This window comes from Actinoplanes sp. NPDC026670, from assembly GCF_040638175.1.
Taxonomy (GTDB): Bacteria; Actinomycetota; Actinomycetes; order Mycobacteriales; family Micromonosporaceae; genus Actinoplanes.
The window spans coordinates 67,895-78,390 of record NZ_JBEZXU010000052.1 but is presented as its reverse complement, the minus strand read 5'-3'; the positions used below and the strand labels follow the sequence as shown (position 1 = coordinate 78,390).

At 72.1% G+C, this 10,496-nt stretch carries 5 protein-coding genes; 2 read left to right on the top strand and 3 right to left on the bottom strand.

Annotated elements, in window-relative coordinates; genetic code table 11:
* Nucleotides 1–365: 365 nt before the first annotated feature.
* Nucleotides 366–3,461 carry an FtsX-like permease family protein gene (locus tag AB0E94_RS37380; protein ID WP_360336314.1) on the top strand — a complete coding sequence of 1,032 codons (3,096 nt, stop codon included), beginning with the start codon at nt 366–368 and terminating at the stop codon, nt 3,459–3,461.
* Nucleotides 3,458–6,508: an FtsX-like permease family protein gene (locus tag AB0E94_RS37375; RefSeq protein WP_360336312.1), complete on the top strand. Its 3,051-nt coding sequence runs from the start codon at nt 3,458–3,460 to the stop codon at nt 6,506–6,508. The genes AB0E94_RS37380 and AB0E94_RS37375 overlap by 4 nt, the downstream gene beginning before the upstream one ends.
* Before the next feature lie 89 nt (nt 6,509–6,597).
* Here AB0E94_RS37375 and AB0E94_RS37370 read toward each other — a convergent pair whose 3' ends face one another.
* The 3 genes from AB0E94_RS37370 to AB0E94_RS37360 all read right to left on the bottom strand — a co-directional run bounded on the left by AB0E94_RS37370 (nt 6,598) and on the right by AB0E94_RS37360 (nt 10,480).
* Entirely contained in the window at nt 6,598–7,413 is an 816-nt protein-coding gene (locus AB0E94_RS37370; RefSeq protein ID WP_360336310.1) for a hypothetical protein, read from the bottom strand.
* Nucleotides 7,414–7,566: 153 nt separating this feature from the next.
* On the bottom strand, nt 7,567–8,082 hold the full coding sequence (locus AB0E94_RS37365) for a hypothetical protein (protein ID WP_360336308.1): 516 nt from the start codon (nt 8,080–8,082) through the stop codon (nt 7,567–7,569).
* A gap of 58 nt (nt 8,083–8,140) precedes the next feature.
* On the bottom strand, nt 8,141–10,480 hold the full coding sequence (locus tag AB0E94_RS37360; protein WP_360336306.1) for a hypothetical protein: 2,340 nt from the start codon (nt 10,478–10,480) through the stop codon (nt 8,141–8,143).
* Between the last annotated feature and the right edge of the window lie 16 nt (nt 10,481–10,496).

Genomic DNA, 10,496 nt, shown 5'->3' with positions numbered 1-10,496 from the left:
GGTGGTGCCGAACGGGCAGCAACCGGCGTGATACCGGCCCAGAGACTTGGGACGGGGAGCGTGCGGGGAGGCTCGAGAAGCCTGGCCCTTTAGGGCCGGGTCGATTTCACGTACATCTGCCCGTCGTGGATGCCGGGAATAGCCCGCCCGCTAATGGCGCTGCTCGTGAATTTCCGGCACCCGAACGCTTGCGCGCGGAAAAGGTCGGGAGAAGCGAGAAACGCCTTTTTCGTGGCGTCGATGAACAGGTGAATGGCCGACCCTGTCGGTCGCCGGTGGCAGCCGCCGGACGACACGGATCCACACCGCCCCCCACATGCTCCGGCTATCGCGTAGCGTGCCCGTTGATCGGGGGAGGGTGGAGCTTGTTCGCGCTCGTTTTCGACGCGGTGCGGGCGCGAACCGCGCAGGTGCTGGCGATCTTCGTGCTGACCACGCTGGCCGCCGCAGTCGCGGCCGCCGGACCCTGGTATGCCTCCGCCTCCGCCACCCGCGCCGCCGAGGCACAGCTGAGCGCCGCCACGGCGGGCCAGCGCAACGTCTCGATCCAGACCGAGACCAGCACCCAGAACGACGCCGCCGGCACGCTGCGCGGGTTCGCCGACCTCGCCGCCGGTGAGCTGTCCAGCTCACTGGACCAGCCGGTCCGCGGGATCCAGCAGCGGCTGAGTGTCACCCGGGCCGGCGAGGACGCGAACATGGCGGTCGCCTACCGGGACGACTTCTGCCGCCACGTCCGCCTCGACGGACCCTGCCCGTCCGCCCCCCTCCAGATCGCGATCAGCAACGTCACCGCCCAGAACCTGGGCCTGGAGACCGGCGACGAACTGACCCTGCGCGACCGGTTGAGCACCCCGTTCCGGTTCACCATCGTCGCCCGCTACTCGATGCGCGATCCCGCGGACCCGTACTGGAGCAATCCGCTGTTCCGGGCCGAGGACCCCGGACTGGACCCGGTCTTCACCCCGGTCGAGACGTTCGATCCCGGCCTGTTCCCGGAGCCGACGCTCACCTACGACGTCCAGGTCCCGCCCGACCTGATCCGCGGCGACGGCGCGCAGCGCCTCGGAGCCGCGCTCGTCGCCGCCGAGACCCGGCTGAACCAGAACCGGCTGCGGATGATCACCGGCATCGGCACGGTGCTGGAACGCATCGCCGAAGACCGGGACACGGTACGCCGCGGCGTTCTCACCGCAGGCCTGCAGACGCTGATCCTCACCTGGTTCGCGATCGGGATCGCCGGACGCTGCACCGGCCGGGACCGGCGTACCGACCTGGCGCTGCTCAAACTGCGCGGCGTGAGCCGGGGCGACATCCTGCGGCTGGCCTGGGGACAACACCTGGTGCCGCTGCTGCTCGGTGTGCTGGCCGGTGCGCCCGCCGGGCTACTGCTCGCCGTCGGGCTCGCCGGGCCGGTGCCCCCGAGCGACCTGGGCGCCGCGCTGTCGCTCGTCGGCGCCGCCGTCGCCGCCGTACTGCTCGGCAGCCTCCTCGTGCTGATCCTCGGTGAGGCGCTGGTGCTACGCCAGCCGGTCGCGGTGCTGCTGCAACGCTCGGCGCTGGGCCGCGCCGACTGGCGCTCCACCCTGGTCGACCAGGTCCTCGCCGCCCTCGCCGCCGCCGCGGTCTACCAGGCCCGCTCCGGCGGATCGGAGGACGGCCTCAAAGCCGCCGCGCCCGCCCTCGCCGCGCTGGCCGTGGCCCTGCTGGCCGCGCGTCTGCTGGTCCGCGTCGCCGACCGGGCCGTCGGCGTGGCGTTGCGGGCCGGGCGGCTCCGGCTCGGCCTCACCGCCGTCCAGGTCTCCCGGCAGCGCGGCGTCGACCGGGTGTTCGCCCTGATCGTGGTGGCCGTCGCCAGCTTCGCCACGGCGGCCGGCGGGCTGGCCGCCGACCGTGCCGTCCGAGCCGACCGCAGCGCCGCGGAACTGGGCGCCGCCCGGGTGCTCACCGTGGACGCGCCGAACCGTACGGCGCTGCTCGCGGCGGTCCGGCGGGCCGATCCGGGCGGCCGGGAGGCGATGGCGGTGGTCGCCGACACCACGACCATCCCGCGGGTGCTGGCCGTGGACACCCCGCGGCTCGCCGCGGTCGCCGAATGGCGCCCCGAGTACGGGCCGGTCGGCCTGCTCCCGGACGCGACGGCGGCCGGCCTCGGCAAGCCGCTGCCGATGGTCACCGGCGACCGGCTGACCCTCCGGACCCGGTACGAGGGCACCGCCCCGATCAGTGTCGAGCTGCTGCTCCAGCACGAGGGCACCGGCCTGCCGGTGCCGGTCGACTTCGGTGTCCTCGGCGCGGGGGAGAGCACGGTGTCGGCTCCGGCGCCCGGATGCGCCACCGCGCCCGGCTGTCGCCTGGTCCGCTGGGGGTTGACCGCGCCGGGCTCGGCAAGCAGGTCGAGGCCCCTCCCGCCGGGCACCGTGGTGACGCTGCAGAGCCTGCGGCAGGACGGCCCGGCGGCGGAGATCCTGGACCCCGCCCGGTTCGGCGACATCGGCTGGTGGCGGCCCGCCATCGGAGGCGTCGCCCTCGACCTCGCCACCGCCGGCGACGGCCTGCGGCTGTCCGTCGACCGCAACGAGCTGGCAGTGCCGGTGAGCGGCACCGAGGTCTGGGCGTCCGACACCTCGATGCCGCTGCCGGTGGTGCTGGCCGGCGAGGCCCCGGCCGAGTGGCGCCTCACCGACCCGCTGCTCAACTCGTTCGGCCAGGCCCCGGCCCGGGTCGCCGGCACCGCGCCGGCCCTGCCCGCACTGGGCACGACCGGGATCCTCGTCGACCTGGACGCCACCCGCCGCCTCGCGGGGGAGAGCGAACCACCCGGAGAGTTCCAGGTCTGGCTCTCCGCCGACGCCCGCCCGGGCCTGGTGGCCGACCTGACCGCGGCCGGGCTCACCGTGATCACCGACGACAGCGCCGCGCAACGAGCCGGCGCCCTGGGCCGCCAGGGACCGTCGGCCGTCGCACGGTTCGCGCTGCTGGCCGGTGTGGCGGCGCTCCTGCTCGCGGCGGCCACGACAGCCGTCGCTGTCGCCGTCGACCGGCCCCTGCTGCGCGGGCAACTCGAGGCGCTGCGCCGGCAGGGACTACCCGCTCCGGTCGCGGTCACCACCGGATATGCCGGGACCGCCGCTCTCGTCCTGGCCGGCCTGTCGGTCGGGGTGTTCGCCGCCTCGCTGGTCGGGCCGCTCACCCGGATCGCCGTGCCACCGTTCACCGACGGCTGGGCGGTGCTGCCACCGCCGGCCACGCTCAGCGGCGCCGTGCTCGCGCTGTCCGCGCTGGCCGCCCTCGGCGTGCTCGGCGCGACCGGGTGGCTGTCGGTGCTGCCGCTGCTGCGCAGCCTGCGAGCGCCCGCCTCGGCGCCACCGGTGGCGCCGCCGCCCGACCGGCATACCGGCGGCGTGCCGGCCGGCGCCGCCGCCGGTCACGGCGCCGACCGGAAAGAGGACGGCCGATGATCTCACTGGTCTTCGTCATGCTCTGGCACCGCCGCGGGCAGGCCCTCACCCTGGCACTGCTCGGCCTGCTGGCGGTCACCTCCGCGGTCGCCGCGCCGGCCTATCTGATCGCGGTCGACCGGGCGGTCGCCGTCGGGCAGATCGACACCGCCGCACCGAACGAACTCGGCCTGGTGGCGAGCACCGTGCAGAACGAACGCGTCGCCACCGAGGACGACACCGGGCCGCCGAGCCAGCCGGAGCCGGACGGGTTGCAGTTCGGCGACGTAGCCGCGGCGCTGGTCGCCCTGCCCGGCTTCACCTACGTCTACTCGGCGGAGTACTGGGTCATCGGCATCGACCCGAACCCGGCTAACGCCGGGCGCCTCGTCTACCGCCAGGACGTCTGCGCCCACCTGCGGATCCTGACCGGCCGCTGCCTGGCCGCCGAGGGAGATGTGCTGCTCGGCGAGCACACGGCGCAGCGGCTGAACCTCAAGGCAGGCGACTCGATCGAACTGCGGGCGGCCGTGCCGAGCCCGGACCCGAAGAAGAAGAGCTGGCTGCCGGACGGCAAACCACGGCGCCTTCTGATCGCCGGCACCTACCGGCCGACCGAGCCGAGTGCCGGCTTCTGGGGCGCCCGCGGCTACTTCACCGCGATACCCGAGACCGGCCCCGGCGAACCGATCTTCACCGCCGCCATGACCCAGCAGAGCATGGACCATGGCAAGATCACGCTCGCGATGGACGGCCGGGCCGGCCCGGCCGCGTTGCACCCCGACCGTCTCGGCCAGCTCCGGGCCGACCTGCAGACGCTGAACCAGACCACCGCCGACATCGGCATGGCGGTACAGATCGACACCGGCATGCCGGCCCTGCTGGACCGCATCGACATCGGACAGTCGTCGACCCGGCTGCTCGTGCCGGTGCTGGCCGTGCCGCTGATCCTGCTCGCCTGCTTCACCATCTTCCTCACCGTCGGCTACGGCCTCGAAGGCCGGCAGAGCGAGCTGGCCGTTGTCGCGCTGCGTGGCTCGCGATGGTGGACACGGTGGTGGCTGGCCGCCGGTGAGAGCCTCATCGCGGTCCTGGCCGGCGCCCTGTTCGGCTGCCTGGCCGGGCAGCTGCTGGTCAACGCGGTCGCGGCGATCGTCTTCCCGGACGGTGGTGTCCCCGCGGACTGGAGCTCACTGCGTTACGCGCCACTGACTGCCGGGGCGGCGCTGCTGTCGGTGATGGTGGCCCAGCGCCGCCAGTTCGTCGGCTCGGTCGCCGCACTGCTGCGCCGCAACCCCTCCACCGGCAACGGCCGGTGGGCGATCGCGGGGGAGGCGCTCGTCGTACTCCTCGCGATCGTCGCCTCGGTCCAGCTCGTCCTGTCCAAAGGTTCGCTGACCGGGGTGGGCCTGTTCGCCCCCGCCATCCTGATGCTCGCCCTCGGCCTGCTCGCCGCCCGCGCCCTGCTCCCGATGATCAGCCGGTACGCGGTCCGCGCCCTGCACCGCGGCCGTCTCGGTGTCGCCCTGGCCGGTCTGCAACTCGCCCGCCGGCCCGGCGCCGGCCGTCTCTTCGCGCTGCTGGTGGCCACCGTGGCCGTGGCCGGGTACGCGACCTGCGCGGTGGACACCGCCGCCGCCGGCCGAACCGTCGAGACGACCCTCGGCATCGGTGCCGACCGGGTCCTCACCGTGCAGACGGCACAACCCCAGCAGCTGCTGTCCGCGGTACGCCGGATCGACCCGGACGGAGACTTCGCCATGGCGGTCACCCGGCTGCCGCCGAGCGGCGCCGCCACCGACCCGCCGGGCCTGGCCGTGGACTCCACCCGGCTGGCGGCCGTCGCGGCGTGGCCGGGCGACGGACCCGGCCCGGCCGAGGTCGCCGCACGGTTGCGCCCCGAGTTGCCGGCTCCACCGATGTTCGCCGGCCCGGACATCGCCGTCGACGTGTCGGCTTCCGGCCTGGTACCGGGCACGAAAGGCCTGCGGCTCCAGGTGTCGGTGTCGTCGCTGACCGGGCTCGGGGACGCGGTGATCGAGCTCGGCGAGCTGCAGAACGGGCCGGTCACGTACCGGCAGACGATTGCCTTCTGCCAGGGCGGATGCCGGCTCGACGGCATCGGTCTCGGCCGGACCGGCTCGTTCCCCGTCGCCGCTGAGCTGGTGTTCCGGGGTGTGCGCGCCACCGGCCCGGACCGGGAGGCGCTGCCCGTGACCCGGCTGGCCGACCCGGACAGCTGGCGGGCCGGCCCGGAGGTGCGGCTGGGGCAGGCGCCGGACGGCCTGCGACTCGGTTTCGCCGCATCGGTCGGTGACTCCGCGCTGGTCTGGATCAAGCCGGCCAGCACCCCGGAGCGGATCCCGGTCGTCGTGGCCGGTGGCCGCCTCGCCGACGACGAGATCAGCGGCCTGGACGCCAAGCCGATGCCGATCACCGACGCCGGGACCCTGCCGGTCGTGCCGCAGCTGGGCCGCCGGGCCGTCCTGGTCGACCTCGAGTACGCGGACCGGATGACCCTGAACGCCGGTCTCGGCACCACACCACAGATCTGGCTCAGCGCGACGGCGCCGCCGGACATCCTGGACCGGGTCTCGGCCCAGGGTCTGACCGTCATTGACGACGTCCGTTCCGATCAGTTGCGCCGCCGCCTCGACCAGCAGGGGCCGGCGCTGGCGCTCGGGTTCCACGTGCTGGCCGCCGCCCTGGCCGTGCTGCTGGGAGCGGGCGCGCTGGTGCTGTCGGCAGCGGTGGACCGGCGCCGCCGGACCGAGGACCTCTCCGCGTTGCGGACCCAGGGGCTGCGGCCCGGCCCGGCCGGACAGGCGACGCTCTGGACGTATCCGGCACTGGTCGCTGCCGCCGTGGCGGTCGGACTGCCGGTCGCGGCGATCGCGTGGCTGGTCACCGGCTGGGCACTGCCGCTCGCCGGCCCGTACCCGCCGGACCTTCCGCTGCCCGGCTGGCCGCGGGTGACCGTGCTGCTCGCGGTGGGTGCGGTGGTGCTGCTGGCGCTCACGGCGGTGGCCGCTGCCACGGGCCGCAACCTGCGGCGGGGAACACTCTGACACACGGGGCGCGATGCGAGCGGACCTGGCATACGGGCGCCGGCTCTCGCCGAACGCTTCGTGCCGGAACCGGCTGACGACTGCAGAGGTCAAGCTTCGTGGCCCGGTGCCAGCGCCACGTCGACACGGCGTAGCTGCTCCACCGGCCACGGATGGTTTCGGTCTTCCCTGTCGGGGCTGCTGCGCATGCAGTAGTACTCGTCGTTGACCCAGACGTCGTTCCACAACCGCCATTCCGGTTCGGAACTGCGGTCGACGAGGATGCCGGCCAAGGTCGGCACCTCAGCCGACAGCCGATCCCGTCCGCTGACCAGGGCCAGCGCCTCCGCCAGGTGATCAGCGGCCTCGTCACCGGCCGCAGCGTCCCCCAGGAACGGAGTCAACAGCAGCAACCGCCGCGCCGCAGCCAGCCGATCCGGCAGGGCATCCCGGGCGATCGCCTGCAACTCCGCCCACCGCAACCCCGGCCCGAACCAATGGCCCGACAGCTGCGCCAGCGTCATCCCCGGCCCGCCGTCACCCGGCGCCAGCCAGAAGTCGACCATGTACTCCGTGTGGGGCCCCACCACGCATCCCGGCTCCAACGTGACCATCGCATCGGTGCGGTACACGACCAGTGCCGCCCCGCCGGAGGGAAGCGTGATGGTGAAGGTCGGCCAGACTCCGGTGTGAAACGGTCGAAGCCACTGCGCTTCGGGTAGCCCGAACACCGCCTCCAAGGCCGCGACGTCCTTGCCCGAGGAAGACAGGTGGTATGCCCAGAAGCCGGGCTCCGTGAACAACGCCGAGCCGTCGACCGCCAACGCGGAGGCTGGCTGCCGCTCAAACGATTCGAACTCGTCGAGTGCCCGCCTCGCACGCTCAAGATCGACTTCGAAGTCGGCTGCCAGGCGCTCCGCAGTCATCGGTTCCGACGCCCACATATCGCCGTGTTCGTCACAGCAAGGCTGACCGTCCCAATCTCCGTACCCGTAAAGCTCCACAGCTGATGATCATCGTGGTGACGGCAGGAACCCGCCACCCCATGTTGACGGAGAACGGGCGGAGGCAACCGGCAGCTACGAGTTGAGGCGGTGATGCCGGTACCGCTTGTCGGGCTCTCCAAAATCGAAGCCGTTCTCATCGAGCGCGTTGAAGATCGTCAGCCAGTAGGGCGAGAAGTCGAACCCGATGGTGACGTTGCCGTTCGCCATGTCGCCTCGGCCTCCGTCCCATTCGAGCAGGGCCGTGTGATGAAGGGTCTGACCGGCGAGCTCAGCGAGCTGCGGCGTGGCGTCCGGTCGCCACGCGAGGTTGAAGCCAGTGATTTCGATCGGTCGGCTCGGGTCGACGGTGTTCCACGTGATGCAGAGGTCATCGAACTTCTGATGGTCGATGCTGACCCGCTCGTCATCGAAGTCCAGCACAACGGGCGCGTTGGTGAACCACTCGTCATCGTCCAGATCCCAGACCACCCAGACATGTGTAAGGGTTCGACCCGCCAAACCTGCGAGGCGTAGGCCGTGGACGGCAGTGATGCTGTCCCGGCCGCGGAGCCAGCGCGGTTCGTAGTCCTGTATGCCGAAGCGGAACATGACGCCGATCCTCGCGAATGATCCTCGGGCTCGCCACCCGGATTGCCGCCGTCAACGGTCAGCGGGCCTCAGTGGACAGACGCGCAGTTCCGATGCTGTACCGCTCCCGGATCAGATCTGCGGTGGGGTGATCGGTGATGGTGAGGACGACCTCCACCGGCAGAAACGACATGGCCGGCCCGGTGCTGGAGTGCAGCATGCTGCGGGCCTCGGCCCAGCGACGCTGGATGGTCTCCTCGAAAGCCGGTGCCACGAGTGCGACGGCTACCTGGTCGTATCGGCGGTACGTATGAAGTGCCTCGGCGAGGGCCAGGACGCGGAGGGGCTCGTTGGTACGGCGTAACGGACAGCCGCCGTCCGCGGACCACCAGCCGCTCGCCTCCAGGGTGCGGCTCGGTGCGATGGTGACGAACCGGCGATACTCCGGCCTGGCATCGGGGGAGCGCAGCAGGAAGCAGGCGTCGGGATCGCCGCCGAACGGAGCGTTGGTCCGGCAGGTGTCCCGGCGCGGGTTGGCCGGGTTCGCGTAGGCCGGGCACGAGCCGAGTTCTTCCTCGAGGAGGCGGACGAGGATCAGCGCGGCAACTCGCCGGCCGTCTGCGGTGGTCCCGGTCAGCAGCACGTCCACCGAGGTACGGTCCGGGCCTTCACCCAGCAGGTTGTCCTCGTCGGCCCAGCCGAACACCGGGTCGTCAGCCCGGTTCACGGGCATGGTCAGCGCCTTGCAGACGCGGGCGGCTCCGTCCGTGCCGACCGGGGCGAACAGGCTTCTGACGAAGTCCTGGGGATCGTGTTCCTCGAGGTGCTGGCGGCGCTGCACGCTGGTTCGAGGCGGAGCCGGCCGCGGCCCGGCCGTGGGAACGGAGCAGACCGGCTGACTGGCGGTCCGGATGACCTGCGGTTCGTCGGTGGCATATCCGTTCACCTGTTGAAAGGTCAACATGCCGGCATCGATGGCCTCGACTTGTGCGGGATGAAGGGGATGCAGGTGTGCCTCACCGTACGGTGCAGCCAGCAGAATACGGTGACGAAGGAGGCCACCGAGCTCGCCAACGTGTACGGCGAGCTCGTCCAGGACGGCCCGGACCCACACCATCTGGTCGAGGCGGTCGAGCACCGCGCCCGGATTCGGATCGGTGATCACGTAGTTGACGGCGGGCATGGCCTCCGCACCGAGCAGAACGAGTTCGGGACCGGTACGGGTGAAGCGGCGGATCGGCACCACCGTCCCGGGATCGCGGCCGGCCGCGGCCAGTACCGCTGCCTCGGGGAAGATCCACGAGTCGTCGTCGGCCGGCACCAAGGACCAGCTTTCGGCTCGTCGCCGGGCAAGTAATTCGTCGAAGGCCGGTACGGCAAGCGGCGCCACCCGGTATCCGTCGTGGACCCAGACTCGTACACCGACCTGGAGAGCGGCGGCCCGTTCGAGTGTCCGCTGTTCCCGGCCGGCGGGTAGAACCAGGTTCAGGTCCTGGTCGTGGGCGAGCCCGAGACCATAGGCCAGCGCGCTGTCGGCAACGCTCGGGCTCGCGTCGAGGTCGGCCACGACAGTCAGTTCGTCGTCGCTCGCGAAAAACATCAGCTCGTCTGCCACCTCAAGGCCCGGGAGCATCCGAGCGGTCGGCAGACCGGCATGCGAGCACAGCCGCATGAGGTGCTGCCAACGACGAGCGTCCGGGGTGAGGTCCTCCCAGGCGAGACTGTCCTCGACCGCGGCCGCCAGTTGGCCGAGCCCGTCGCCCATCCGGTGACGTGCCGCGAGGTCGATCACCCGGCCGCCGACGTAGGATCGCCCGGTGGGGCTGAACCCGCACCACACGTTGCGGGTACGCAGCAGGACCCAGCGGCCGGCTCGCTCCCGGTCCGAGGCGGCGGCCGTCAGCCCGCCGACGTGTTCGATCACCTCGTCGAAGGCTGCCGTGGACAGCGCTCGCACCATGCCGGCGGGATCGGCGCCCGCCGTGCGGAGAAGCAGCCCGACCTGCCACATCAGTGGAAATGCGGCGTCTGCCCGGGTGTGCAGGCAGCTGCTGTGATGGGTCTCGTCCGGAAGGCCGAGCCGCTGCTCGACCGCGTCGGTCCACTCGATCCAGCCGTAGCCGTCGGGGTACGGGTGCCGAGGGCTGACGCCGTCCCCGCGAATCGTGCTGTTCAGCCTGCCGAGGTACCGTGACCTGCTGGCACAGTCGGCCGACACCAGCGCGACGTCGTCCAGGTCGGTGTCGAACGAGCCGGTGGTCACCGGCTCCGGGACGAGGCCAATCCGCCGGTAGTGGCGAACCGTCAGTTCCTGAGTGAGACGCAGCCGCCGCCAGGCCGTCACCGACGGCAGCACGCTGTCCGCCCGGACGAGACCGCCGGCGTCCTCCGTGCGCCTCGCCCAGAAAGGGTCGCTCACGGCAGCACCGGTGAAG